The sequence below is a fragment of the Methyloprofundus sedimenti genome (assembly GCF_002072955.1).
In the GTDB taxonomy this organism is placed as follows: Bacteria; Pseudomonadota; Gammaproteobacteria; order Methylococcales; family Methylomonadaceae; genus Methyloprofundus; species Methyloprofundus sedimenti.
In genome coordinates, this window is record NZ_LPUF01000001.1 from 1,021,530 (window position 1) to 1,046,569 (window position 25,040).

21 protein-coding genes, 3 tRNA genes and 1 pseudogene are annotated in these 25,040 nt (G+C 41.3%); 13 read left to right on the forward strand and 12 right to left on the reverse strand.

What is annotated here, in order from left to right:
- Positions 1–244 precede the first annotated feature (244 nt).
- The gene (locus AU255_RS04545) at positions 245–5,710 is read right to left on the reverse strand and encodes a glutamate synthase-related protein (RefSeq protein WP_080521774.1); all 5,466 of its coding nucleotides are present in this window, start codon (positions 5,708–5,710) and stop codon (positions 245–247) included.
- Between the two features lie 346 nt (positions 5,711–6,056).
- Here AU255_RS04545 and AU255_RS04550 point away from each other — a divergent pair, with 346 nt between their 5' ends.
- Positions 6,057–7,862 (forward strand): TonB-dependent receptor, encoded by a 1,806-nt coding sequence (locus AU255_RS04550; RefSeq protein WP_143735852.1) that lies wholly within the window; start codon positions 6,057–6,059, stop codon positions 7,860–7,862.
- A gap of 11 nt (positions 7,863–7,873) precedes the next feature.
- Positions 7,874–8,374, forward strand: a pseudogene (locus AU255_RS21045) (TonB-dependent receptor domain-containing protein); the annotation flags it as partial.
- Between the two features lie 668 nt (positions 8,375–9,042).
- Here AU255_RS21045 and AU255_RS04555 read toward each other — a convergent pair.
- Genes AU255_RS04555 through xseA form a run of 4 tightly spaced genes read right to left on the reverse strand, consistent with a single transcriptional unit; the run spans position 9,043 to position 12,469 of the window.
- The gene (locus AU255_RS04555) at positions 9,043–9,924 is read right to left on the reverse strand and encodes an NAD(P)-dependent oxidoreductase (RefSeq protein WP_080521775.1); all 882 of its coding nucleotides are present in this window, start codon (positions 9,922–9,924) and stop codon (positions 9,043–9,045) included.
- Between the two features lie 13 nt (positions 9,925–9,937).
- A complete protein-coding gene (locus tag AU255_RS04560; RefSeq protein WP_080521776.1) occupies positions 9,938–10,261 on the reverse strand; it encodes a YbjQ family protein in 324 nt (107 codons plus the stop codon).
- Between the two features lie 20 nt (positions 10,262–10,281).
- Positions 10,282–11,124: a peptidoglycan DD-metalloendopeptidase family protein gene (locus AU255_RS04565; protein WP_080521777.1), complete on the reverse strand. Its 843-nt coding sequence runs from the start codon at positions 11,122–11,124 to the stop codon at positions 10,282–10,284.
- Positions 11,117–12,469 (reverse strand): exodeoxyribonuclease VII large subunit, encoded by a 1,353-nt coding sequence (gene xseA / locus AU255_RS04570; RefSeq protein WP_143735854.1) that lies wholly within the window; start codon positions 12,467–12,469, stop codon positions 11,117–11,119. Before xseA ends, AU255_RS04565 begins: the two co-directional genes overlap by 8 nt.
- A 323-nt stretch (positions 12,470–12,792) precedes the next feature.
- On the opposite strand from xseA, the gene AU255_RS04575 reads away from it, so the two are divergent.
- The 3 genes from AU255_RS04575 to AU255_RS04585 are packed head-to-tail and all read left to right on the forward strand — an operon-like array spanning position 12,793 to position 13,728.
- Positions 12,793–13,113: a DMT family transporter gene (locus AU255_RS04575; RefSeq protein ID WP_080521778.1), complete on the forward strand. Its 321-nt coding sequence runs from the start codon at positions 12,793–12,795 to the stop codon at positions 13,111–13,113.
- A gap of 1 nt (position 13,114) precedes the next feature.
- Complete coding sequence (gene tusB, locus AU255_RS04580; protein WP_080521779.1) at positions 13,115–13,405, forward strand: sulfurtransferase complex subunit TusB; 291 nt, start codon at positions 13,115–13,117, stop codon at positions 13,403–13,405.
- The gene (locus AU255_RS04585) at positions 13,396–13,728 is read left to right on the forward strand and encodes a TusE/DsrC/DsvC family sulfur relay protein (RefSeq protein ID WP_080521780.1); all 333 of its coding nucleotides are present in this window, start codon (positions 13,396–13,398) and stop codon (positions 13,726–13,728) included. The genes tusB and AU255_RS04585 overlap by 10 nt, the downstream gene beginning before the upstream one ends.
- A 91-nt stretch (positions 13,729–13,819) precedes the next feature.
- Here AU255_RS04585 and AU255_RS04590 read toward each other — a convergent pair whose 3' ends face one another.
- Positions 13,820–14,209 (reverse strand): RNA-binding S4 domain-containing protein, encoded by a 390-nt coding sequence (locus AU255_RS04590; protein WP_080521781.1) that lies wholly within the window; start codon positions 14,207–14,209, stop codon positions 13,820–13,822.
- 8 nt (positions 14,210–14,217) lie between these two features.
- Entirely contained in the window at positions 14,218–14,562 is a 345-nt protein-coding gene (locus AU255_RS04595) for a rhodanese-like domain-containing protein (RefSeq protein WP_080521782.1), read from the reverse strand.
- A 134-nt stretch (positions 14,563–14,696) separates the two neighbouring features.
- Here AU255_RS04595 and AU255_RS04600 point away from each other — a divergent pair, with 134 nt between their 5' ends.
- Genes AU255_RS04600 through AU255_RS19680 form a run of 3 tightly spaced genes read left to right on the forward strand, consistent with a single transcriptional unit; the run spans position 14,697 to position 17,045 of the window.
- Positions 14,697–15,080, forward strand: coding sequence for a DUF6394 family protein (locus AU255_RS04600; RefSeq protein WP_080521783.1), 384 nt, complete (start codon positions 14,697–14,699; stop codon positions 15,078–15,080).
- A 42-nt stretch (positions 15,081–15,122) separates the two neighbouring features.
- Positions 15,123–16,853, forward strand: coding sequence for an NAD-binding protein (locus AU255_RS04605; protein ID WP_080521784.1), 1,731 nt, complete (start codon positions 15,123–15,125; stop codon positions 16,851–16,853).
- Positions 16,854–16,892: 39 nt separating this feature from the next.
- Positions 16,893–17,045 (forward strand): metal-binding protein, encoded by a 153-nt coding sequence (locus tag AU255_RS19680; protein ID WP_143735855.1) that lies wholly within the window; start codon positions 16,893–16,895, stop codon positions 17,043–17,045.
- 52 nt (positions 17,046–17,097) lie between these two features.
- Here the strand turns inward: AU255_RS19680 and lpxH are convergent, their stop codons facing one another.
- Complete coding sequence (gene lpxH, locus AU255_RS04610; RefSeq protein ID WP_080521785.1) at positions 17,098–17,823, reverse strand: UDP-2,3-diacylglucosamine diphosphatase; 726 nt, start codon at positions 17,821–17,823, stop codon at positions 17,098–17,100.
- 158 nt (positions 17,824–17,981) lie between these two features.
- Positions 17,982–18,563 carry a peptidylprolyl isomerase gene (locus AU255_RS04615; protein ID WP_080521786.1) on the reverse strand — a complete coding sequence of 194 codons (582 nt, stop codon included), beginning with the start codon at positions 18,561–18,563 and terminating at the stop codon, positions 17,982–17,984.
- Between the two features lie 141 nt (positions 18,564–18,704).
- Here AU255_RS04615 and cysS point away from each other — a divergent pair, with 141 nt between their 5' ends.
- From cysS to AU255_RS04640, 5 genes are all read left to right on the forward strand, one after another.
- Positions 18,705–20,090 carry a cysteine--tRNA ligase gene (gene cysS, locus AU255_RS04620; RefSeq protein WP_080521787.1) on the forward strand — a complete coding sequence of 462 codons (1,386 nt, stop codon included), beginning with the start codon at positions 18,705–18,707 and terminating at the stop codon, positions 20,088–20,090.
- Between the two features lie 192 nt (positions 20,091–20,282).
- A complete protein-coding gene (gene fchA / locus AU255_RS04625) occupies positions 20,283–20,912 on the forward strand; it encodes a methenyltetrahydrofolate cyclohydrolase (RefSeq protein ID WP_080521788.1) in 630 nt (209 codons plus the stop codon).
- A gap of 98 nt (positions 20,913–21,010) precedes the next feature.
- A tRNA-Pro gene (locus tag AU255_RS04630) sits at positions 21,011–21,087 on the forward strand.
- A gap of 7 nt (positions 21,088–21,094) precedes the next feature.
- Positions 21,095–21,171 (forward strand) — tRNA-Arg (locus AU255_RS04635).
- A 28-nt stretch (positions 21,172–21,199) separates the two neighbouring features.
- A tRNA-His gene (locus AU255_RS04640) sits at positions 21,200–21,275 on the forward strand.
- Between the two features lie 206 nt (positions 21,276–21,481).
- Here AU255_RS04640 and AU255_RS21300 read toward each other — a convergent pair.
- The 3 genes from AU255_RS21300 to dxs all read right to left on the reverse strand — a co-directional run bounded on the left by AU255_RS21300 (position 21,482) and on the right by dxs (position 25,034).
- A complete protein-coding gene (locus AU255_RS21300) occupies positions 21,482–21,832 on the reverse strand; it encodes an IS66 family transposase (RefSeq protein WP_080521789.1) in 351 nt (116 codons plus the stop codon).
- A gap of 374 nt (positions 21,833–22,206) precedes the next feature.
- On the reverse strand, positions 22,207–23,142 hold the full coding sequence (locus tag AU255_RS04650) for a cytochrome c oxidase assembly protein (RefSeq protein WP_158083052.1): 936 nt from the start codon (positions 23,140–23,142) through the stop codon (positions 22,207–22,209).
- Positions 23,143–23,171: 29 nt separating this feature from the next.
- Entirely contained in the window at positions 23,172–25,034 is a 1,863-nt protein-coding gene (dxs, locus tag AU255_RS04655) for a 1-deoxy-D-xylulose-5-phosphate synthase (RefSeq protein ID WP_080523284.1), read from the reverse strand.
- Positions 25,035–25,040 lie beyond the last annotated feature (6 nt).

Genomic DNA, 25,040 nt, shown 5'->3' on the forward strand with positions numbered 1-25,040 from the left:
GATAGTAATTAGTGAGTCGAGTGAAATGCCGGGTTATTTTATCTGTGCTACGCTTGATAATCTAACCCAACTTACAATATAACTCTTTGTTGGCTGCCAATTTAAGTGTTGTATTTCTAATCTGTAGAGCGTGGCTTCAGCCCGCCAAAACTCAAAAGTCTGCTAAAGGCGGGCCGAAACCACGCCTTACAGACAATCAAAGATTTCTCGTCTTAAATTGCTAGCTTGTTTGTTGTTGGTTTGTTTAAGCAGCTGCTTTGATTTTTATCATATCCTGAATAACTGTCTGGCTGCTTAATGCCGCTAAATATTCATCCACACTGGGTATATCTGCTAGTGCCTGAGTATTAAGTGCTGACTGTTCAATAATCCAGTTAGTTGTACCAATCGAATTAAAGCTTTGTACGTCACGTAACATTAATGCTTTTTTATAGTCATTCAAGCGCTTATTAGCTAACAAAGTTGCAAGCTGTGCGTCATCATAATTTGCATAGGCTTCACGTGATTCTTTAACTAAAGCATCTTGCAGTTTTCTGGCTTTTGTGGTGATTAAGCGTTGTGCTGCTGCTTCTGTTTGCTGAGCACTTTGTACCTGGTTAGCCGCAATTTGCGTTGCTTTATTCAATACCGCAAAGCTATTAATCATCTTAAACGCTAGCGGGCTATCTGTTGCACCATAATCAGGCGTTTGACCGTCAAACAACACCGAACCATTGACGTAAGCAAGCTGAACTTGAGCGATCTGCTGTTGCGCCTGATCAACCGCCAACTCTTCAATAATTGCTTTGCGCTCAATTGTTTTGGCGATAAATTCAGCAGTTTGTGTTTTGTATAGCCATAGTGGAATAGCAAATCTGAAATGATTACGGGCATTATCCCAGTTATCAAGCAATTTTTGCGCCACACTCGATTCAGCATATTCCGCATGCTGTTCCAGCATGGAAATAACAAATTGCTCATGCGCTCGGGCAGTATCACTATCTTCGGATAAATTTCTGATTTCAACAGAAGAGGCATCATATAAATGCTGTAATTTGTCTTCAGGATCATACTGATAGGCATTACCACCCGACATCCCGTTACAGAAACCTTTACCAAAGGTACCTATGTTGAGTACCACGCCGTTAGTCATATATTCACAGGCAAAATCACCGACTCCTTCTACTACGGCCATTGCACCAGAATTTCGCACGGCAAAACGGTCACCTGCTTCACCGTTAATAAAGGTTTTACCCCCCGTTGCACCAAACAGTGTAAAGTTACCCACTAAAACATTTTCACCGGGAACTTTATGTCCTCCACCCGGCGAGAGAATGACAATGGTTCCACCACACGCTGACTTACCAACGCCATCGTTACAGGTTCCTGTATGCTCCATACGCATACCATCATTTGTAAATGCGCCATAACTTTGTCCGGCTGATCCATGAGTTCGAACAATCAGCGAATCGGGTGCTAAATATCGACGCTTATGCTGATTGGTATAAATTTTAGAGTTAGCTGCAACTTGGTCTGCATCTAATTCATAAGATAATAAACGCTCGATATCGATGGCTGTTTGACCACCCACTGATTTATGGCGGTTAGTCAGTTTAAATTCAGGGCCTTCAACGATAACTTGTTCTTGCCTGGCATGTATAAAGTCCGTTTTGAATTGTTCAATGATTTTATTATCAATAGAAAAATCGGCTTCCAGATAAACCGGTTTCTCGATATGAATGACATCAACGTACTTTAAGAGTTTACCAAAGTCCATTTGACCAATCATGCATTCATGATCCATTAAATGTAATAAGTCAGTTTGCCCTCGTATTTCAGCAAGACTCTGGTAGCCTAAGGAGGCGAGAATTTCACGCACTTCGTGAGCCAGGTTCATAAAATACTGGGCTAAAACTCGTGGATCGCCTTTAAATTCTTCATGCAAGGTCGTCAAACCTGCTGGGCAACGTACATTACAGTTTTTAGCCATCACACAGCGTAGCATCATTAATGCGGTAGTGCCGAATTCAAAAGAGTCACCACCGAGAATTGCTGATTTAACTACGTCCGAACCATTTTGATGCGCGGCGCTACAGCGGATGATGACTTTATCACGCAAGCCATTCACGGAAAGTGCTTGATGTACTTCGGAAATACCTATCTCAGGTGAACGTCCGGTGTTTTTCAAACTGGTCACCGCAGCGGCACCGGTACCACCCGTATTTCCTGCTACGTTAATCACATCAGCACCGGCTTTTGCAACACCGACAGCAATAGTACCAATGCCTTCAGAGGAAACCAGTTTAACAACAACACGCACTCGTGCTGCCTTGGCATCATGTATCAGCTGGCCTAAATCTTCAATTGAATACGTGTCATGATGTGGAGGAGGGCTGATTAATTCAACTTTAGGCGTACCACCTCGCGCAGCAGCAATCTCTACAGACACTTTAGCCGCAGGTAATTGTCCTCCCTCGCCAGGTTTTGCTCCCTGAGCAATTTTAATTTCAATTTCTTCAATATTTAAGTCAGCTAAATAGCCTGCCCAGACCCCAAAACGCCCTGAAGCAAACTGTTTAATCTTGCTTGATCTCATGGTGTTAAAACGACTCGAATGCTCACCACCTTCACCAGAGTTACTCATAGCGCCCGCAATATTGGTACCTTGTGCAACGGCTTCATGTGCTTCGGCTATTAAAGCACCATGACTCATTGCCCCAGATGCTAAAGCTGCAGTAATTTCATGAGCAGGCTGCACCATATTCAGGTTAATCGCAGCGCGTGCATTAATGATGTTTTTAAAGTAGTTTGTCGCTAAGTGATCAGTCTTGTCAGGTGTCACAGAAATCGCACTATCTGAGATTTCAATGCTCAGTGCCTGAGCAGCAAAACGAGTATTAAAATGCGCAGCTAAATTATCTAAACGCTGTTGAGTAGCGTCATTGCTTAAACGGATCTCAAAACTGTTATCTACTTGCTGAACAGTCAGGCCGCGAATGCTGAAATTAATATTTCCGCGCAGGTTTTGTTTACCTAAAATTGCAGTAAATTCAGCCGTTTCCCTGGCACGAGAAATGTCGGCAGGATAACTCATTACATCACGTAAAGCAGCTGGTCGGCTGTCTCTTTCCTGCATGAGAATTTTGCTGAAATTACGGTAGGCAGGGGTTATACCAAAGTTATCTATTTGCTCCGGCGTACGTTTTTCATAGCCAAAATCGGCATACGCACTATCACTGATGACTGGGGATTTGCCATGATTGATATACAGAATATCTTCATCCGTCATATGAATATATTCACGGACTGAAGTATTGCCAAAGGTATGTCCGGCTCCTTCATTACGCTCTTTAAACAAGCCCAGGAAAGGGATGTCGCTTTCGGAACCAACGGCTAATGCCTTTTCATGCCATTCGGTTGCACTGGCCGCAATATTTGCAAACTGGATGCCCCCTACAGAGGAATTAATATTTGGGAAGTAGATTTTTAATAGTGGTTCGTCGGTATCAATATAATTAGATTCAAAAAACTCGCCACCGATATAGCTTTCTGCGGTACATAAGCCAAATTTACCCATGATTTTCATCAGCGATTTTTCAGCCGCTTTTTGAAAACTGTTGAGTGCTTTTTGTTGCTTGTCTTTGCTATATTCAGAGATAACCCGGTTATGTACACTTAACGGGCAGATAGCCGATGCGCCAAACCCTAATATAGTGGCAATATCATGTGCGCTGACAGCTTGACCTGTTTCAGAAATGAGTGAGGAATTAAAGCGTAAGCCTTCTTTAACAAGATGCTGATTGGCAGCTGAAATAAGTAGCAGCGCAGGGATAGCCGCAAGCTCTTTACTGATATTAATATCAGTAAGAATAATAATGCCGGTATTATTTTTTGCTGCTTGGCCAACTTTAAGACAGACATCTGTTAAAGCCCGAACAAGATTTTTTTCATTTTGTTTTGCATTTTCAAAATCAGGTACGTACAGGGCATCAATAGTCACTATGCTGACTGTAGATTGCTGGCGAATTTGTGTTAATTGAGTGCGCTGTAAAATGGGTGAATTAATCACCAATTGTTTACTCGTACCCTCTGAAAAAGTCGGTTTTGCACCGAGTGCAACACGCAAAGTCATGCCATCGCTTTCACGCAGGGAATCTAAAGGCGGGTTGGTGACTTGAGCGAAGCGTTGGCTGAAATAACGTGACATGCCTCCTTCAGCACCTGACAAGGCATTTGGTGTAATCCCGTAACCCATGGCAGAGATTTTTTCCAGGCCAGTGCTTAACATAGGGTCCAACAAAAATTTAAAGCTTTCCTGGTTTAGCGAATATGCGGTATGTCGTTGATCAATGTTAAAAGCGTGCTCATTGTCCAGGCTCGATAGCGCAACGGGTGCCAAAGTGTCTAAATGAATAGCGCGTGCTTTTAATAAAGCATGGTAATCGGTTTCTTTTGCTAAACGTTCCATTACCTGATGGCTGTTATATGCTTCGCCAGTGTTATGGTCAAAATACACCATGCCACCTGCTTCAATACGGCCACGCTTTAAAACGTCTCTGGAAGGAAAGTCAATTTGCCCTGCTTCAGACATTACTGCTAAATATTCACTGGTTTCCACAGTACGCAAAGGACGTAAGCCAAGACGGTCAAGGCGAGCGCCGACACGGATTCCGTCATTAAAAATCAGCGCTGCAGGGCCATCATTTTTTTCTTCGTATAAGCTGAAGTACTCCAGCATGGCTTTAACATCAGCTGATAACGTCGTGTCATTTTCCCAGGCAGGTGGCATCATCGCTAAAATAGCAGTGACAATATCCAGTTTATCTTCATGGATACGGCGTGATAAGGTTTGATCTAAACGACTGGAATCAGATTGACCGATAGGAAAGACCAGGTTTTTACCGTGTTGTCTGGCAATGGCCTGTTCGCTTAAGCGGTTTTTCTTGTCAGTATTTAACTCTCCATTATGCGCCATATAACGGAATGGTTGAGCCATCATTGTCGCAGGAGCGGTATTGGTAGAAAACCGGGTATGGAAAAATAAAGTACAGATGTCGTGGTCTTTATCGTACAGGTCGGTGAAGTACGGAATCACTTCAAAGGAGTTTAAACGGCCTTTATAGACTTGAGTTCGCGAGCTCATTGATAAGGGATAAAATCCATTTAATTCATGGCGCGTAAAGCCTTCTTCTTCGATGGTTAACAATACATCCTGAATATAGCGTTCGAATTCTTCATGACTGGCATCTTTTAGTGAAGTTACCGGGCGACCAAAAATAACCTGTTTAATGGGGAATTGCGCTTTAATGGATGCCGCATTCAATACGCTATTATCAACAGGAATATCACGCCATTTAATTATAGGTAAGCCATACTCTTTTAAATGACTCTCTACTAGATTAAGCGCCGCTGAATCATAATGATTATGATCTTCCGGAAAGAAAAAGTTGGCAACACCAAACTGGCCTAATTCCAGGTCTTGTATGCCGGTAATTTTGCGGAAGAACTTGAGTGATAAATCTATATTAACCCCGGCACCATCACCAATCCCTTCTGCACTCATACCGCCACGATGAGGGATAGTACACAATGCCTGATGTGATTTAATCAGCAAATCATGTGTTTGTTTGCTTTGTTTATGGGTAATAAAGCCGACACCACAGCTATCCTGTGATGACTCAGCGTTATATAGCATTTGATCTTGTTTGTTTAATGGGGAATTTTTTTTCATTCGTCCAGCCCGTCTACGTTTAGCAGCATGATGTGGTTTTAACTCTGAAATATTTATCGATAGGTGTTTGTTTAAATAGTAAAAGTTGCGTTTGTTTGGTTGCAAGTACCTTCACACAGTGTTTTCAAAGTGACCTATAAAACCATTTTTGTTAATAAAAATTTTCTTTAGAGAAACTTATCAATACTAACATGGAAAATAAAATTTGTCATTTTTGCTGATATTGCAAATAGTGAAAGCTAAGTGGCAAATTTTTTTCCAATTACATACAGGAAAAAGTCCTATATTTATTATCGGTTATAAATATTACAATTTCCTGTTATAAAAATAAATATGTAACGAGTAAATGAATAATAAAATTTTTCTGTCAAGTGCTCTCTCTATGTTGGTACTGACAAATGCACAGGCTGCTGATGAGCCGGAAATAGTTCAGGATAATGAGCTCTCGATAGAGCTGGAAACATTAAGTATTGTTAATACAACGCCTTTAGGCGCAGGCATCGCTATTGATAAAGTCCCGGCAAATGTACAGCAGATGGATGCAGAAGACTTGGCGAGAGCGCAAAGTATTTCACTGGCTGATTATATGAATCAATATATGGGTAGTGTTAATATCAATGATGCGCAGAATAACCCTTTTCAACCGGATATACAGTATCGCGGCTTTACAGTTTCGCCTTTAATGGGGTTGCCTCAGGGATTGTCAGTGTATACGAATGGCATACGTTTTAATGAGCCGTTTGGAGATAATGTGCATTGGGATCTGATTCCTAAGGGAGCGATTGAGAGCATGAGTTTAATGCCTGGATTTAATCCGGCTTATGGTTTAAATAGTTTAGGCGGTGCGATTGCAGTAAAGACGAAAACCGGTTTTAGCGCGCCAGAGCATAGCTTGACCCTCAGTGGGGGTTCCTGGGCCAGGCATAACGAAGAATTAACCAGCGGCTGGAATAATGGTGAATTTGCTTATTTTTTGGATCTGCAATATTTTCATGAAGACGGTTGGCGTGATTATTCTAACAGTGGTGTATTTAATGGTTTGGGAACGTTTAGTTGGCGTGGGGATGCCGGACAGTTAAATTTAACCTTGGCAGGTGCGGATACCAGTTTAACCGGTAACGGAGCGATACCGGTAGAGCTAGAGGCAATAGATCGGTCGGCGGTTTTTACTCACCCCGATAAAACCAGTAATCATTTCTTTTTATCTGCTTTAGATGGCAACTTATGGGTGAATGACGAGACTGAGTTGACCGGTAATATTTATTATCGTAGTAATCGCGTGGATACCCTGAATGGCGATGGTAGCGAATTTGAGGAATGCGATGATTCGGATTTTCTGTGCGAAGAGGGGAGTGATGAGGCCGTAGAGGATATAAACGGTAATCCTGTCTATGCTACTGATGCGGTTGAAGGTGGAACCCTAAATACTTCGGAAACTAATCAGTGGTCTTTTGGTTTTGCATTACAATCTGCTTTTAATCAGGCCTTGTGGGGGCATAAAAATCAGTTTGTTATCGGTACTAGTTATGATTTGGGCAAGGCCGCTTATAGTGCTGATACGGAATTAGGCTCATTAACCGATAATCGCGGCGTTGATGGTTCGGGGATACTCGTGGATGAATCCCGGGTGCGTTTAGATACTACAACTAATTCACTTGGCCTGTATTTTACCGAAGTTTTTAATGTTACTGAGCAACTGGCGATTAATGTTGCGGGGCGTTATAACCATGTAGAAATTGATATGCAGGATCATTATGGAACTGAATTGACTGGTAAGCATAAATTTGACCGTTTTAACCCGGCTGCTGGTTTAACCTATGCTTTTATACCGGAAGTAAATTTCTATGGTGGTTATAGTGAGTCTTCGCGCGTACCGACACCCATGGAATTAAGTTGTGCTGACCCCGAAGCCCCCTGTAAATTACCGAATGCTTTTATTGCTGATCCACCTTTAGAACAGGTGGTGGCAAAGTCATGGGAATTAGGTTTTAGAGGTCGTTTTGCAAATATTCTGGGTGGCGGGATTCATTGGAATCTAGGTTATTTTAATACGATTAATCATAATGATATCATTTTCAAAGTGCTGGCACGGCCAATAGCGCAGGCTATTTTGATAATGTTGGACGCACTCAGAGGCAGGGTGTCGAATTAGGGCTTAGTAGCTCATTTTTTGATCGCTGGCGTATGGCACTTAATTACTCATTTATAGATGCTGTTTTTTTAACGCCTTATACTTCGCATAGTCCAAGTAACCCTTATGCGGATGCAAATGGGAATATTCAGGTTAAAAGTGGTAGTCATATACCAGGAGTACCTGAGCATATAGTTAAATTCTCTTCAGATGTTGATATTATCGAAAGCTGGACTTTTGGCTTTAATGTGCTTTTTAATGCTGAGCAATTCCTGCGTGGTGATGAGGCTAATTTAGATGCGCCTTTAGATTCTTTTGTAGTGGTTAATTTACTAACTGAATATCGCTTTAATGAGCATTTTACGATTTTTGGTCGCCTGGATAACCTGTTTAATGAAAAATACAATAACTTCGGGATGTATGGTGAGACCGGAGATGTTCTGGAAGGTATTGGAATTGCTGATCAGGATAGCCGATTTGTTGGCGTCAGTGCGCCGCGAGCGGGATGGGTCGGTATTAAATTAACCTTATGAATGGTGTGAAGGCAAAGGTTACTGGCTTGAACCTAGAAACCGCAGTTGAGCACGGATTTTGTGGAAAATATGAGTATGAAAGACAAGACACAGCTCGCAGGCAATGGCCGTAGCCCTTGGCAAGAGCTGTAACGCAGTATTTCGTGCTCAGATTTATCCACAAAACCGTGAAGCGGAGTAGAGTCACCCAACAGGTGACAAGCATTTACGATTATTATATTTTATATTCAGTCACTTATAGTGTTTTATAGCGGTCAACTGCGGTTTCTAGGTTGAACAAAATAGACTGATAATCAGGCATAAAAAAACCCGCGTTAAGCGGGTTTTTAAGGCTTTAAACTTTATTATTTTTATTTTTAAATGAATTTTATTCCTTTTTAAACTTATTTATTATTTTTATTTGTTAAGTTTATCTTACCTCGTTATCCCTATTTTTTTTTACTTAAATCCCTCAAGTGCTGCAAATTATATATCAATAAATAGGTAAGTGTCCATCAATAAAAATGATATTTTAATGGAATAAAGTTTCGTCTCGAAAACATAATTTAAAAACAAGGGCTTAAATTTTAGACTGTGTGATTTTTTTGTAAATAAGCCAGTATATTAACTGCTTGTTTGATTTTGATTTGGATTGTTAAATATTTTGCTTAATAGCCATCTTGCTTGCACTATTTTTTATTATTATAGAGCTTGATTAAAGTAGCCGGATCCTGCTCTAAAAAGCCATGACTGCCATGTAGCTGCATAAGCTGTGCCGCTAGTGCCGTCATTGGCGTAGATGTAGACTGGGTGCTAGCTAAATCGGTGGCCATATGAAGGTCTTTTAATAATGTTTTGACACGCCATTTAATGGGTGTAAAAATGCCGCTTGCCATTTCAGGAGCTACGATTTGCAGCGGCTTAGAGTCGGCAAAACCACCTGTCAGAGCAGTGGCAATTTTACTGGCATCTACTCCGGATTTTTCTGCTAATGCAATCATTTCCGCAATAACCAGGACATTACAGCTAACAATCATTTGATTGCAAACCTTGGTTATCTGACCGCTGCCAACTTTCCCCATATGAGTGAATTGGCTATATAAAGATTCCAGTACTTCACGAGCAATTTTAACGGACTTTTCATTGCCCCCCGCCATAATGGCAAGGGTGCCATCTGTCGCACCGGCAACGCCTCCAGAGACAGGCGCATCAACCCAATCCATTGCACAGTTTTTATGTAAAAGTTGTGCCAGTTGACGGGTTGTTTCAGGGTGTGTACTAGACAAGTCAATCAGTAATTTATGCTTGGTACCCAATGGGAGTAAGTGCTGCAAAACGATATTTTCTACAATTGGGCTATCTGCAAGGCAGAGCAGGATAATATCAGATTGAGCAACTAGATCAGTAACACTTTTACAGGGTATAGCGCCTGCCTGGATCACTGTATTAAGTTTTTCTGGCGTTCGATTCCAGACATTAACGCGGTAACCTGCCGCTAACAGACGGAGAGACATGGGTTGTCCCATTAATCCTATACCGATAAATCCAAGGCTTTTGTGCGTGTGATTCATAGCGAGAGGCTTATTATTCCTGATCTTTTAATTTCACAGCAGTACCATAGGCAAGTATTTCAGACGCATTCGCCATAATAGCACTGGTTGTAAAGCGTATATTAATAATCGCATCAGCTCCGCGTTTTGTTGCTTCATCAACCATTCTTTGGATAGCGATATCGCGAGCTTCGGCTAGCATTTCAGTGTAACCGACAATTTCCCCGCCAATAATACCCTTCAGGCCAGCCATAAGATCACGCCCAACATGCTTGGATTGCACGACATTACCTGTGACAACGCCGAGGTTTTTTTGAATTGTTTTGCATGGAATTTCAGGAGTAGTAGAGAATTGCATTTTGTTTTTCCTTTTTCAATTTATTGTACAGGTTCTGTTTTTGTTTCCGATAGTTCAGGTACAAACAGGGCAGGATCTACTTTGGTTTTATTTAAATAAACATTCCAGTGTAAATGTGGCCCGGTGACTCGTCCAGTTTCACCTACTTCTCCGAGTTTAGTCCCTTGTTCAACAATTTGTCCTGCTTTGACAGTTATTTTCGACATATGAAAATAACCACTTATCAGTCCTTGTCCATGGTCTAAAAACACAGTATTGCCATTGTAATAATAGCTGCCGGTATTGATGACCATACCAGGAGCCGGTGCGCTAATTGCTGTACCGGTTGATGCAGCAATGTCCAGACCGCTATGAGGGTTTTTGGGCTGGTTATTAAAAAAACGTTTGAGACCGAACGGGCTACTTAAACGTCCCTTGACCGGCAGGCTAAATAATAAGTCTTCAACCGGCTGTTCAGTCCAGGTGTTCAACGCTTTATTGATTGCAGGCCGTTCACTGCTAATACGCTTAAGATCATCAGGATTTGGATTAACCATGCGTTTGTTTTTAATGGTAATGTATTGCGCAGGGTAGTCTTTATCAACGATATCAAAAGCTAGCTCGGTGGTTTTCCCCTCTGTTTTTACCTGGATAGCGTGTTGCCCTGTTTTGCTCGTAAGTGGAATACCAATCACAGCAAACCACCTATGATCATTTTCCAGAATCAAAACGCGTTTATCCTGAAAAAAAACTTCTGGTGCCGGTGTTTCTACAGATCCAAGTTCAATATTAACAATACCACCTGGCACCGCCAGTTGTTTTGGAAGGGCGCTACTCAGCGATATTTGCGGTACCAATAATAATGTTAAGAGCAATTTATTCATGTTTAATTTCCCGTATCTGGCTGTTAATTGAACCTGTTGCCAGGCGTGTATTAAAAGTTTGTCCGACTTTTAGGTGCTGTGTCGATGTGATTAGTTTGCCCTGCTGATCGGTACTTAAAGTATAACCGCGTTGCAGGGTGGCCAGAGGGCTGACGATATTTAGAGTCTGGCTAAGGTGGGCTAGTCTTTCATGTCGTGTATGTAACTTGATTTTAATGTTAGTAAAGAGGCGATTGTTTAGAGCCAGGTATTCACTTTTAAGTCGCTGCACTGTATGCGCCGGGTTATATTGCCATAGTTGTGCATGATGTGTCTTTAGTCTTGCTTTCGCCTGACTTAGCTGGTTTTTCAGTGTATTCGTCAGGCGTAGTTCTAATTCATCGAGCCGTTGTGCTTTGATTTGTAATTGTTTACCGGGATGCTGCAATTGCAGGTTTTTAGTTAGCCAGTCCAGGTGTTGCGCAGTCTGTTGAATGTTATTTTTTATCAATTGAATTAAACGCTGCTCATATGCCTGAAACTGTCCTAACCATTGTTGTCCGTCAGGTGTACAATGCTCTGCCGCCGCCGTTGGTGTGGCTGCGCGTAAATCGGCGACATAATCTGCAATAGTCGTGTCGGTTTCATGGCCTATGCCGCTGATAATCGGAATATGGCTTTTATATATTGCATTTGCGACCATTTCTTCATTAAATGCCCATAAATCCTCTAATGAACCGCCACCACGCGCTAATAGCAGAACATCACATTCTTTACGCTGATTAGCCGTAATGATCGCCTGATTGATTTCGTATTTCGCTTCGTTACCCTGAACCATAACGGGATAAATAATAATCGGAATACTTGGAAATCGGCGGGCAAGTACGGATAAGATGTCGCGTATGGCAGCACCCGATGCCGATGTAATAATTCCAATTGCCGCAGGGATCCGTGGTAATTGCTTTTTGTGATCCGGGGAAAAAAGTCCTTTTGCATCTAGCTTGGCTTTGAGTTGTTCGAAGGCGAGGCGCAACGCGCCATCGCCGGATTCCTGCATCTGATTGATAATTAATTGATAATCTCCACGAGATTCATAGAGGCTAACATTGGCACTAGCCAGAATTTGCAGGCCATTTTCAGGTTTAAATTTAAGCCTCTGTGCCTGGCTTTTAAATAAGGCGCAACGCACCTGAGCGCGTTCATCTTTTAAAGAGAAATAAAGATGACCAGATGACGGGCGACTTAGATTAGAGATTTCACCGCTGATTTGTATAGAAAAGAAGTTTTGTTCCAGCAGAAATTTAACATCTCGATTGAGCCGGGAAACGCTATAAATTGTTTGCATAGTGGGAGTGAAAGAATCCATAGCATTTATTTTGGAGTTTAAAGGTTTAGCAAAAATGTCTGAGAGTAGGTTGTATAGTCTATACTCTTGCTGGTCAATACGTCGCACGGTCGCCATAGCCGCAGATTTTGGCTGGAACAGGAGGCCGAGTCACGGATATGGCTGATTATGTAAAGTAACAGCAAAGTTAAGTGAAGAGTGAAAATTAAGCGTTACAACCTCGTCACAGACTAGACGAAGTTTGTTTAGATTAAAACATGCCCTCCAATTTTCATATAAATAATTAACACATCTCAGAGTATTGTAAAATAAACTTCATTATCTGTATATTGATTGGAGTAAAGATGGGTTGGCTTTATCTTTTGGGAGCGAGTATTGCAGAAATATTTTTTGCATTAAGCCTTAAATATAACGAAGGGTTCACTAAACTGATTCCTTCGATTGTTACAGCAGTGACAGGTGCGGGGAGTTTTGGTTTGTTAATTTTAGCAATTAAAACCTTACCTCTAGGTACGGCTTATGCTATCTGGACCGGGGTTGGTGCAGCAGGAATTGCTATTGCAGGGATTTTTCTGTTTAAAGAATCGGTGGATATTTACCGCCTTTCTTCCATCGCACTTATTATTATTGGTGTAGTAGGTTTAAAAATATTTTCTGGTGAATAATATGCTGCATATTATCAGCATCAGTTCAGGACACGAGGTATTATTTGAACGTATTGCCCGCGGGGATGTCTTGCTTTTTATCGAGAGCGCAGTGCTTTGTTTACATAAAAATTCACAAGCTGCACAGGCAATACTGGCAAATAACCAGCAGTTTGAATTTCATGCTTTGCAAGCTGATTTATTAGCAAGAGGGCTCACTGCAGATAAGATTATATCGGGGATAAATATTGTTGATTATCAAGGTTTTGTTACTTTAACGCTGACACATAAAGTCATTAAAACATGGAGTTAAAGGTGAGCGGCGATAACATACCCACGAACAGTCAGGGTTTTTTGCTGGACATGAGTCTATGGAATGAACAACTGGCAAAGTGTCTTGCTGATATTGAGGGCATAAATTTAACAGATGCGCATTGGGAAATAATATATTTTATTCGCCAGTTTTATCAAGAGTATAAATACTTACCCAATGCCCGTGTTTTTAGTAAAGCTATTAAACAAAAGCTGGGTGAAGAAAAGGCGAATAGCCGTTATTTACTGAAATTATTTCCAGCAGGGCCACTAAAATATTCCTGCAAGATTGCAGGCTTACCCAAACCGCCTAGTTGTTTGTAGCTTGGACGTTTTTAGTGGCTTTATAGCTTCATGACACACCTCATATTTCCAGTGTCAGCTTTTCAATTATTGGAAAATTTAGTTTGTCAATTTACTGCTGCTTAAACCTGTGGATCTGCCGACGCTGTTTTTTGTTGGGACGTTCTGTGACGTCATTGTGCAAAAATTGACGTTCTATTCGTCTCTGAGCCGCATCTTGCTCGCGTTTTAAGCGACTGGCGGCTGTTTCTTCATAAAGAAGGACCGCTTCAGAAGCAGGTCTACGTTGGGCATTGATGGCTACTACTATAATATCCCAGCTTAAATGATCTTTATGGATAATTATATGGCTATCAACTTTTACCTCTTTACCTGGTTTTGTGCGCTGACCGTTTAAGTGTACTTTGCCCCCTGAAACTGCTTCAGCGGCTAGTTTGCGCGTTTTAAAAAAACGCGCAGTCCAGAGCCATTTATCTAAACGAATGGATTCTAACTGAGCCATAAGCGGAATTAACTTTCAGACCAGGCTTTATAACCACCAGCTAAACTCACTGCATTGCTGAAGCCTAGTTTATGCAGGCTTTCTGTTGCTAATGCCGAGCGCCCACCTGACTGGCAGCAAATAATAATTTTAGCTGCGTGTTGGCCAGTAAAAGCAGGGTGGTTATTGATTTGAAACTCAAGTACTCCGCGCGGAATATTGATTGCATTAGGTATTTGGCCTGCGGAAAATTCAGCAGGTTCCCGAACATCTAGAATAAGATGGTCAGATAACGTTTGTCTGGCTTCCGTTACACTGATTTCAGTAATGTTTTGTTTGGCATTTGCAACTAAATCCATTGCTGTTATAGGCATGTTTTTTCTCCGGATCAATCATTTAAAAATATATATTAGCAAGTTATGATATATAAATGCCAGTTTTTTAGTGACTGGCAGGTAATTAAGGTAAATAATAGCTGTTTTTCGTTTTTTTGTGCTGGGGATATTTTGTGAATCTTGAGAAGGTTATTTTCGGTTTTTTCATTGTACTATCATTAACCTTGAATGTAGGTTTTGTCTTAGGTGAGTATAATAATCCTGAGCACCATAGTGTTTATGAGTTATTTGCTGTTGTGGTGGTTAATATGATTGCTACCGGCTTAAAATTGGGCGATCGATCGCAAATTGGAGCGTTACTGCTGGCAACAAGCCTGGTAGCTGATTTTGAATTAATTGCGGCGGCTTTGGAGTGGACTTTTGCTGTGCATGTCATTGGGACAGGGATTACACCTGAAGTTATTACCAGTATCGTTTCTCTAGCCGGAGGCGCATTGGTTGCTAATATAATTTCAGTTGTTATTCTGGTTTCAGAAACCCTGATTTCAAGGATATAACAGTCAGATGTTTATTTAACACTCTATATTCGAGCATAGTCTATGTACACTAGTAATGAGCTAAGCCGTGTTAGTTTTATTGTTATGCGCGAGATGCGCACGCCTTTAATTGCCTTAATAACGGTATATTCGGTTGCTATTTTTGGCATGGTGTCTATACCCGGCCCTGAAATAGATGGAAAAATAGAGTATTTAAGTATTTTTCATGCTTTTTATTTTATGACTTATACCGCAACCACGACCGGGTTCGGTGAAATTCCTTTTGCATTCAGTGATGCACAACGTTTGTGGGCAATAGCATGTCTTTATGTCAGTGTCGTCACCTGGTTTTATGCACTGGGTAGTATTGTACGTTTATTCCAGAATGTATTTTTTAAACGTGCTGTTGATGAATTGCGTTTTGCTTTAAGTGTTAATCGTATCGGAGCACCTTTTTATATTATCTGTGGTTTTGGTGATACCGGCAGTGTGCTGGTAAGAGGTTTGAATGATGCTGGTTTGCATGCCGTTGTTATTGATGAGAGTGCGGAACGTGTAATGGCCTTAAAATTACGTAATTATAAAACCGCTGTGCCGGGTTTATGCGCTGATGCAAGTGTCCCCAGGCATTTACTGGAAGCGGGTGTAACCAGCGAATATTGTAAAGCGGTGGTTGCCATCACCAGTATTGAAGACGTTAACCTTAAAATTTCGGCTGTAGCACGCTTATTGAACCCCGATGTTGGTATTCTTACCATGTCTAAAATGGATGTTTTTGAGGAAACATTGGCGACTTTAGGGGGAGAAGTGCATATTGTTGATCCTTTTAAAACTTTTGCTAAAGTGCTCAATGCCTGTATCAATAATCCTGCGTTTTATGCCTTGAATAATTGGCTTGTTGGTGATAAAGGCGCAAATCTTGAATCGTATGTGCATCCACCTGTTGGCGGCTGGATTATTGCTGGTTATGGGCGAATGGGTATGGAGGCGAATCATGTTTTAACCATGAACGGGATAAAAACGGCTGTAATTGATCCACATTCACGCAAAAAAGAAGAAGAAATTGAAACCTATATTACGGGTAGAGCAAATGCCAAAACATTGAGGAAAGCAGGAATTGATCATGCAGTCGGGTTGTTAGCAGCTGCCGATGATGATGGTCAGAATTTAAGTGTATTATTAAATGCGCGTAGTCTGAATCAGAATTTATTTACTATCGTAAGGCAGAATAGTCATCAAAATGAGCTGGCCTTCGCTAAAGCAGATGCTGATATGATTATGCAGCCAACTTTGGTTACTGCAAGAAAAATCCTGTTATTGTTGATAGCCCCTTTATTAAAACACTTTTTTCGATATTTATTGGCCAGGGAGCCAGGTCGGGATGATGATATTAAACAAGTTATCAGTACGCTAAGGGATAAAATAGGTGATAAAAAACCCTTACTGGTAACCGTTGATTTTACCCGAGAAAAAAGTAGAGCAGTGATTCAGTACTTAGATCAAGGTTTTGATGTGTTGTTGGGTGATATTATTGCCGATCCGCGGAACCCCGAGCAAGAGCTGGAATTAATGCTGTTTGTTATTCAATCTGAAGGGCAAGTAATAGTTTTACCTTCGAATGATCATAAAATCAAAGAAGGCGACCAATTACTTTTTTGTGGCACTGCGTATGCTAAACAAATATTAAAGTCGACTATTAACAATGAGTATACTTTGCATTATTTATGTACGGGTATTCACAAACCATCCAGTTATTTTGCCCAATGGTATGCACGTAGGTTCAATAAAGCGTAGTTTCCGATTTTATCAAGTAGTGTGAGTTGAAAAATTATAATGAGTGAGAATATACGTAAATGCGCCCTGTGTGGACTTGCAGTTGAAATAGAGGGATTTAATGTCCAGACAACTGAGGGCTTAAAGCACTTTTGTTGTGCTGGGTGTGTGTCAGTTTATCGCTTATTAAATGGCGATAAAATCAAAGAATAAATAATGCAGCGCAGATTTCAGCCTTTCTAATGGCAGGTATTCAGAAATATCCTTAAATTGATTCTACTTTATATCCAGATTCCGACCAGGACAAGAAACTGGCGCTGTCTTTTTTCCATTCCGCAAGCACAAAGCGTTGTGCATCTTGTCCGTTTATCTGTAAATCATGTACTGCAGGCCTATGGGTATGGCCATGAATTAAGCGCTTAGTCTGGAATTTTTCCATGACCTTTTGAATGCTTTGCTGATTGACATCCATAATATCCTGAGATTTTTTGCGCTTATGAAAATAACTGCGTAAGCGATACCAGCGGGCATATAACAATCTGAATATCAACGGCCTGGATAAAACATTTTCTTGCCATTCGGTAGCGTGTGATTTGATACGGAATTCCTGATAGGGCAGGTCATCGGTACACAGCAAATCGCCATGCGTCAGTAAAGTACTCGTTCCATAGAGATCAATGACGCTATATTCATCCAGTAAGGTGATCCCTGTTTGTTCACTAAACCGCTTGCCGATCAGAAAGTCACGGTTACCATGTATATAAAAGACGGGTATGCCCTGATTCGTGAGAGCTTTAAGGTGTTTTTTTACCGTGTTGATTGGCGGGCTAAAATCATCATCCCCAATCCAGGTATCAAATAAGTCGCCTAATATATATAAAGCACGAGCTTGAGTGGCACGCGTTGTTAATAGTTCTATAAACTTACGTGTTACTTCAGGGCGTTCAATGGTTAGATGCAAGTCTGAAATAAACAGAGTTTCATTACTCATAGCATAAAAATCTGGCGCAAAAGAAAGAAAAATAAGGAGTGCAATAGCTTTAGGCTAGCTATTGCTAAAAACTAAAACTTTTTACTCTTAATATGTGATGAGTCGGGTTGTTAATCAGTTCTGCGTCTAGATAAGTCAACCCGACTTACAAGCTGTTTCTATTTAATAACTTCAGCTTTTTCAATAATAATATCTGTTTTAGGTACATCTTGATGGCCATTGCGAGTAGCTGTTGGCGCTTTTGCCATTTCATCAACAACATCCATACCTTCAACTACTTTACCGAATACAGTATAACCCCAGCCCTGTGATGTTGGTGCGCTATGGTTTAAGAAGTCATTATCCTTATAGTTAATAAAAAATTGAGAAGATGCAGAGTCTGGAATCCCTGTACGCGCCATGGCGACCGTGCCACGATCATTTTTTAAACCATTATCGGCTTCTATTTTAATCGTATCGTGTGTCGCTTTTTGTTTAAAACTGGTATCAAAACCACCGCCCTGTGCCATAAAGCCTGGAATAACACGATGAAAAACAGTGCCATTGTAAAAGCCTTCATTAACATAGGTAAGAAAGTTTTTTACAGTAATAGGCGCTTTTTCTGGGTTTAGCTCAATAGTGAAATCACCCGCAGTAGTTTGAAATTTGACCCTAGGTTGTGTTTCTGGCATTTTGTTTTCCGTTGAGAAAGAATAGGTTGAAGTAAAGTAGAGCATCAAAAAAATAATTAAAGAACGCATAGTACCCACTATAAAAAGATGTAAATCGTAAATTCTATGTGTTTTTAGCTTGAAAGAGAAGGGTTAATATTGCAAAATTGAATAATTAAACTCATATCAGTGAGTCCTCAGATTGAATTATTCGGAATTACAAAGCCACAAATGTTAAAAATATATAATACCCTGACGCGCAGCAAAGACATTTTTACACCGCGAGTTGAGGGGAAGGTAGGCATGTATGTCTGTGGGATGACAGTGTATGATTACTGTCATATTGGACATGCACGTGTGATGGTCGTGTTTGATATTGTTGCTCGATATTTACGTTATTCAGGTTACGACTTAAGGTATGTGCGTAATGTCACTGATATAGATGATAAAATCATTCAGCGTGCAAATGAAAATAATGAAGAGATTGGCGCCTTAACGCAGCGATTTATTGAAGCAATGCATGCAGATGAGCGTGCATTAGCCGTATTACCACCTGATATGGAGCCCAGAGCGACTAAATCAATGGATGATATTATCCTGATGATTACCGCCTTGTTTGAAAAGGGTCTGGCTTACACAGGGAGCAATGGGGATGTTTTTTATGCAGTGAATAAATTTGCCGGTTATGGTGCTTTATCAGGTAAAAAACTGGATGAATTACAGGCGGGTGAGCGAGTTGAAGTCGATCAGGCAAAAAAAAATCCCTTTGATTTTGTATTATGGAAAAAGGCCAAAGCAGACGAGCCGTACTGGAATTCGCCCTGGGGAAGAGGGCGGCCGGGTTGGCATATAGAATGTTCGGCTATGGCTACGAGATGTCTGGGGCATCATTTTGATATACATGGCGGCGGTATGGATTTACAATTTCCTCATCATGAAAATGAAATTGCCCAATCTGAAGGCGCGACCGGTGAAAAGTTTGTTAATACCTGGATGCATAATGGATTTGTACGTATAAATGAAGAAAAAATGTCCAAATCGCTGGGTAATTTTTTCACAGTCAGAGAAGTGTTAAAGCAATATAGGCCAGAGGTAGTACGTTTTTTTGTAATGTCCAGTCATTACCGTAGTCCACTCAATTATTCTGATGAGCAGCTGGATGATGCGGGAGTTGCATTGACTCGTTTATATACAGCCTTGCGTGGAGTTCCGGCAATAGCAGGAAAAAGCAGTGAATATAGCAAGCGATTTAAACAGGCAATGGACGATGATTTTAATACGCCTGTTGCAGTAGCGGTATTATTTGATATGGCAAGAGAATTGAATAAAGAAAAAAATAATGATGCCGAACTTGCATCCAGGCTAGCCGCTGAATTAAAAGAGCTGTCTAATGTATTGGGCATTTTGCAGGATGATCCGGAAAGTTTTTTGCAGGCTGGAGATACCGTAAAAGAAGGCGGTTTAAGTGAGCAGGAAATTGAACAATTCATTGAGCAGCGCCTACGGGCAAAACAACACAAGAACTGGGCGCTCGCGGATAAAATCCGCGAGGATTTAAAGCAGCAGGGCATAGTCCTGGAAGATGTTGCTGCAGGCACCAACTGGCGTCGTGAATAAATGGCCTTGTTTGTTATTGCAACAAAGTCACTGTAGGGCGCGACTTTAGCCGGCCTATGTTAGTTGTTACTTAGGTTGGCGGACAGAAGCCACGCTCTACCGACAACAAGCTTTTCTAGTAAAACTGTTTTTTATAAAAAACCAAAGTCAATAGAGCTTGAAACTAATCAATTATCAATACTAAGTATAAATGTGACTGAAATAAAAGATAAATCCATCCAGATATACCTTGACGAACTGGCAAGTAAAGCACCGACACCCGGTGGCGGAAGTGCAGCGGCACTGCTAGGCGCGCAATCTGCAGCATTAACCAGTATGGTATGTAATTTAACCATCGGTAAACCAAAATACGCAGAAGTTGAAACGGAAATGCAGGTCTTGTTAAGCAAATCCGAATCCTTGCGTGTAACGTTAACTGCCATGATTAAGGCTGATGTTGATGTTTTTAGTCAATTAATGGCAGCATATGGCCTGGCAAAAGAATCGGACCAGGAAAAAGTAGCTCGTAGCCAGCAAATTCAGACAGTATTGCGTGAGGCAACACAAATTCCCTTAAACTGTGCCAAAGCCTGTGCCGAAGCAATAGTATTAAGTCAGGAAGCGGCAGATAAAGGCAGCTTAAATGTGATTAGTGATGCCGGAGTCGCGGTGATGTCGGCTTATGCCGGGCTAAAAAGTGCAGCTTTGAATGTTTATATTAATGCCGCCAGCCTGAAAGACAGGCCTTTTGCCGAAGAAAAACTAGCAGAATTAGCAGTAATACTCAAAGGCGCAGATATAAAAGCTGAAGAGATCTATCAGCTAGTCAAAAATAAATTGTAAAACCTTAAATAATTATTGACCGACTATAAAAAACAGCTATAATAGTCAGCTCTTTAAGGCATTAATTGCTAGCGTAGTAATTGAACTTATAAGTGTATCGGGGTATAGCGCAGTTTGGTAGCGCGCCTGCTTTGGGAGCAGGATGTCGGGGGTTCGAATCCCTCTACCCCGACCAATACAATGCGCTTGTAGCTCAGCTGGATAGAGCATCGGCCTTCTAAGCCGAGGGTCGCAGGTTCGACTCCTGCCAAGCGTACCATTTCCTTAAAGAACCACACACCATTATGGTGGGCGTAGCTCAGTTGGTAGAGTCCCGGATTGTGATTCCGGTTGTCGTGGGTTCGAGCCCCATCGTCCACCCCAATGATACTTTATAAACAATAACTTACAGGTTTCTTCTTGTAAGTGGTCAATCAAATGTTCTTTGTATATCAATGCCTAAGTTACCATGTAACATACATGGACTAGTTAGTTATTGACGAATAATAATTGTAACTACTCAGCATACTTAAAAATCGCATGAAGTTATAAAGAAAATTCTGGCAGCTTCCCCTCAAATACAAGCAGCATTATCTGAGTTGCATTCGCTTTGTGTATACGACACGTTGATAGATAACTTCTGACGCGGTGAAATATTTCAGTGCCATCGGTACTACGAAAAAAAACGATATTTTTTGATGAACTTTGCTTGTTCGAATCGCATTTTCGGCAGCATTATTGGTAAACAACACACAAACACACTGATGTGTCATAAGGCTCAACACATTCTCCTCATAATTAATAAGCCTTTCCAGTAAGTTTCTAGCCTTAGTGCGTTTAACTCTTCCTCGATTTACTTTTGTAGGCCTATCGAGCGACGGACATTCAATTTCCGCTTTGCCGAGTAATTTTCTCTCTATATTGCACTTTCCATTGCTCAGCTTCTTGGCCCGTCAGTATCCCAGTTGTTTTATTTGACTGCGCCATTCACTTTCTCAAGCAATTGCTTAACATGGTTGATTGCTGAATCAACAGCAATGGAATTTATTTTCAACGGTAATCATGGTTTACTTTAAAGGCGGATTTATTATCATACGGGTTTTAAAGACCAAATTTCCCTTGTTGTAAACGATTGTAAGGCAATTAACAAAGTCGTTCTGGACTATAGGTATTTAAGAGAAACTCTATTGATGACCATTGTTATCAAAGCAATAATTTGTGAATTTATGGACAAGTTTGCTGTTTCACGAAAGTTACTACCAAATCAATCGCCTTTAGGAACCTGTCTGACTAAATCATACAGTTAGATGCTTCGTTATTTTGCGTAGCGTAGCTTTCTATCTTTGCGGGTCCATAGGAAAAAAACCACGGCAGTACCAATCAACCCCATCATGCCGCCTGGACCCCAGATCATAATTCCACCTAATTGTTGATCTAGCATTATTTCAATGGCTAAACGTCCATCAAGTACATCGTATGCAGCATAGATCTGGTCTCTTTTTAACGTAATCATGGCGCCAATAATGGTGTTAGGGATAGTCACTAGCCACAAAATAACTATGCGCATACCAAAGGGAATGCGTGATGTATTTTGACGTGGGTCGCAGATTAGCCACCAGAAAAAGAAACCAGTGAGGATCATGGTAAAGTGCATCCAGTTATGTAATGACTGATTTGCCAGGGCTCGGTTATGCAGGCTGGGAATTTGCCAGATTAATAAGGTTGCGATAAATAGAATAGAAGCAATTGCCGGATGGCCCAAGAACTTATAGAGCCATTGCACTGGTTTATTTCTGATTATAGGCGTCAGAACTGAATGGCGAATTATTTTAGGAAGCCCTTGTAAAAGGGGAGCAAGAGGCATGCTTAATATAAGCAGTAACGGCCCTAGGCCACGCATTAGTATATGTTCGATTTGATGAAAAAAAAGAAAATGTTCTGATAATGGTTCTAATGGCGATTGTAAGGCGATAACAAAACAGAGCATGCCGAGTAAAAAAGTAATTGTTTGCCCTATACTTACTGGACGACCTGCTTCTCGTCTTTTTGCGCGACCACGGAAATAAACGACCACGGTCAATAGCATTGGAATGGCAACATCAGGTGTATAAATCCACGCTGACCAGATAGGTTGCCAGGGTCGAATTTCTCCGTGTGCGAAGCTTATTAGCGGGACAAGGAAAAGGAAAAAGACTATGAGAACTTTTATAGGATTAGGGTACACAATTTTATAAACGGCAAGAGTAGGCAATACTTTCTTGCCTACTCTGTAATTCAGGGTTATGCGCAGAAATCTTCTATGCGCGATAATATGCCGGGCATATCTAAAGCACATTCTGCTAATAGCTCTTCACGAGTCCCTTGTTCGATAAATCTATCTGGTAAGGCGATATTTAAAACGGGCATCAATATTTGTTCCGCCTGTAAAAATTCATTAACCGCACTACCGGCGCCACCAGCCAATACATTTTCTTCAATAGTGATTAGTACATCATGGCTTTTAGCCATCTCTAAAATAATCTTTTCATCAAGCGGTTTAATGAAACGCATATTAACCACGGTAGCACCAAGGTGTTTCCCAACTTCGAGTGCCGGTGTCACCATGCTGCCCCAGGCTAGAATAGCAATCCGACCACCCTTATGACGTATTTCTGCCTTACCAATTTCTAATTCACTAAAGTCAGTATTGACTGTAGAGCCAGGACCTTTGCCGCGTGGGTAACGTACTGAAGCAGGGCCATCGTAGTTGTAGCCGGTAGTCAGCATCTGGCGGCATTCATTTTCATCAGCAGGTGCCATGACTAGCATATTTGGAATGCAACGCAGAAAACTATAATCAAAATTACCCGCATGAGTTGGACCGTCAGGCCCCACCAGACCTGCGCGGTCTATAGCAAATAACACATCCAGATTCTGGATGGCAACATCGTGGACTAATTGATCATAGGCACGCTGCAAAAATGTTGAATAAATTGCAACAATCGGTTTTGCACCCTGGCAGGCTTGCCCAGCGGCTAAAGTAACAGCATGTTGTTCGGCGATAGCTACATCAAAATAACGTTTTGGAAAGCATTCGGAGAACTCGACCATCCCTGAACCTTCACGCATTGCCGGGGTAATTCCCAGCAAACGCTGGTCTTTATCTGCCATATCACATATCCAGCGACCAAATACCTGAGTATAGGTAGGGTGAGGCGAAGGGGCGGCTTTAGGTAAGCAATCCTTGGTACGGTCAAAGGCAGGAACACCATGGTATGCTAATGGATCTTTTTCTGCTGGCGCATAGCCTTTACCTTTTTTTGTTACGATATGCAGAAACACAGGCCCAGAAAGCCCTTTTACGGCGCGTAGTGTATCCACCAGCATATCAATATCATGACCATCAATGGGACCAATATAATTAAAACCGAGCTCTTCAAATAATGTTCCTGGAACAATCATGCCTTTGACATGTTCCTCGGTTTTTTTAGCCAGTTCCCATACTGATGGCAATCCACTGAGCACTTTTTTGCTTTCTTCCCGGACTGAGGAGTAAAGCTTACTTGAAATGATTTTGGTGAAATAGTTGTTCATGGCACCGACATTAGGTGAAATGGCCATGTCATTATCATTCAGAATAACCAGTAAATTGGCATCTATCGCACCTGCGTGGTTCATTGCTTCAAAGGCCATACCACCGGTAATACTGCCATCACCGATGATAGCGACCATACGACTGTCTTCGCCTTTGTTTTCAGCTGCAATAGCCATACCCAATGCAGCACTGATCGAGGTGCTTGAGTGTCCTACTCCAAAAGCGTCGTACTCACTTTCTTGGCGTTTAGGAAATGCAGAGACACCTCCTTTAGTACGAATCGTCGGCATGCGTTCCTTACGGCCGGTTAGAATTTTGTGTGGGTAAGCCTGATGACCAACATCCCAGACTAACTTATCTTTTGGGGTGTTATAAACATAATGCAAAGCAACCGTTAGTTCAACTGTGCCTAAGCCAGCCGAAAAATGACCACCCGATAAACTAACAGTATGAGTTAAAAATTCACGTAATTCCTTGGATAAAGGAATTAATTGAGCTCTAGATAATTTACGTACGTCTTCGGGCAGGTTGATAGTATGTAAAAGTGGGTAATTTTCTGCGATATTCATAGTACG

Bases quoted from the DNA above. Each gene is read 5' to 3' on its own strand.
- AU255_RS04595 (WP_080521782.1), bottom strand. From the start codon at position 14,562: ATGCCTATAACAGCAATGGATTTAGTTGCAAATGCCAAACAAAACATT.
- AU255_RS04555 (WP_080521775.1), bottom strand. From the start codon at position 9,924: ATGAATCACACGCACAAAAGCCTTGGATTTATCGGTATAGGATTAATG.
- xseA (WP_143735854.1), bottom strand. From the start codon at position 12,469: ATGGATTCTTTCACTCCCACTATGCAAACAATTTATAGCGTTTCCCGG.
- AU255_RS04575 (WP_080521778.1), top strand. From the start codon at position 12,793: ATGGGTTGGCTTTATCTTTTGGGAGCGAGTATTGCAGAAATATTTTTT.
- AU255_RS04615 (WP_080521786.1), bottom strand. From the start codon at position 18,563: ATGCGTTCTTTAATTATTTTTTTGATGCTCTACTTTACTTCAACCTAT.
- AU255_RS04545 (WP_080521774.1), bottom strand. From the start codon at position 5,710: ATGAAAAAAAATTCCCCATTAAACAAACAAGATCAAATGCTATATAAC.
- AU255_RS04590 (WP_080521781.1), bottom strand. From the start codon at position 14,209: ATGGCTCAGTTAGAATCCATTCGTTTAGATAAATGGCTCTGGACTGCG.
- AU255_RS04585 (WP_080521780.1), top strand. From the start codon at position 13,396: ATGGAGTTAAAGGTGAGCGGCGATAACATACCCACGAACAGTCAGGGT.
- AU255_RS04565 (WP_080521777.1), bottom strand. From the start codon at position 11,124: ATGAATAAATTGCTCTTAACATTATTATTGGTACCGCAAATATCGCTG.
- AU255_RS04605 (WP_080521784.1), top strand. From the start codon at position 15,123: ATGTACACTAGTAATGAGCTAAGCCGTGTTAGTTTTATTGTTATGCGC.
- cysS (WP_080521787.1), top strand. From the start codon at position 18,705: ATGTTAAAAATATATAATACCCTGACGCGCAGCAAAGACATTTTTACA.
- AU255_RS04550 (WP_143735852.1), top strand. From the start codon at position 6,057: ATGAATAATAAAATTTTTCTGTCAAGTGCTCTCTCTATGTTGGTACTG.
- AU255_RS04560 (WP_080521776.1), bottom strand. From the start codon at position 10,261: ATGCAATTCTCTACTACTCCTGAAATTCCATGCAAAACAATTCAAAAA.
- AU255_RS19680 (WP_143735855.1), top strand. From the start codon at position 16,893: ATGAGTGAGAATATACGTAAATGCGCCCTGTGTGGACTTGCAGTTGAA.
- tusB (WP_080521779.1), top strand. From the start codon at position 13,115: ATGCTGCATATTATCAGCATCAGTTCAGGACACGAGGTATTATTTGAA.
- lpxH (WP_080521785.1), bottom strand. From the start codon at position 17,823: ATGAGTAATGAAACTCTGTTTATTTCAGACTTGCATCTAACCATTGAA.
- dxs (WP_080523284.1), bottom strand. From the start codon at position 25,034: ATGAATATCGCAGAAAATTACCCACTTTTACATACTATCAACCTGCCC.